The organism is Oleiphilus sp. HI0043 (genome assembly GCF_001634935.1).
In genome coordinates, this window is sequence record NZ_LWEY01001424.1 from 1 (window position 1) to 925 (window position 925).

Below are 925 nucleotides of genomic sequence, written 5' to 3' on the forward strand. Positions count from 1 at the left end.
GCCTGAAGCTAAAAGCAGCGAAAATAAATCCACTACTCGCTCTTCTAACCGTAGACGTTCAGAAAACCGTGGCGAGCGCCGTAGCAAAGCTCCTACGAAGAATGCTGAAACTGACACCAAGGGTGCAGTTAGCACAGCAAGCGAAAGCCTTAAGGAAACAACTAAGCCTGTCGCTACAACTGAGCCTAAAGCAGAAGTCTCAAAACCTAAGGTAGAAGAGAAGAGTTCATTGCCTCAAGCGAGTAGCAACGCTAGCCCTGCACCTGCTGCAACTGAAAGCAAGGAAGATAAAAGCTCTGATAAAGCTGAAGTTGCCGAAACTAAAGCTGTAGATTCGCCTAAAGCAGTAAAAGAGAGCAAAGCAGAAACAAGTGATGAAACTGCAACTGAAGTAACTACATCAGATGCCAGCTCTAGTGATAGCGAAGAGAAAACTTCGACTCGCCGACCTCGTAGCCGTAACCCTCGTAGAAATCGAGGCAATAAAGCGACAAACAGCAAGTCGGATGCCTCTCCAACGAAGACGCAAGCTGTTGCTGATAAGGAAAGCGCGACAAAAGAAATAACTGGCAATACAAGCCCTAAAGCCGAAGCGAAGCCGGCTGATGAGCATAAAGTCGAAGTTAAAAAGCCAGCTCGCCGTCGTAGACCTAACCGCTCTAACCGGGTTCACAATGACCCAAGAGCGCAATCAGCTGAAACTGAAAGCGCGGCGGCTCCTAAGTCACCAGAGCTGTCAGCTGTTAAGGTTGAGGTGAGCCCCGCTGAATCAACAGCAAAAGCTGAAGACAGTAAAGCAACTCAGACTACAGATACTGAATAGCATTTCCGCTAATTAAGTTCTGAAAGACCTCAGAGCCGGTATGAGCAATTAGTTCTTACCGGCTTTTTTATGCTTACCAGGTACTGCAGATACTAATCTGTG

1 protein-coding gene is annotated in these 925 nt (G+C 47.2%); it reads left to right on the top strand.

Features of this window, described 5'->3' with window-relative positions:
* The coding region (locus A3729_RS33265) for a hypothetical protein (protein WP_197475943.1) at window positions 1–823 on the top strand (823 nt) is incomplete at its 5' end.
* Between the last annotated feature and the right edge of the window lie 102 nt (window positions 824–925).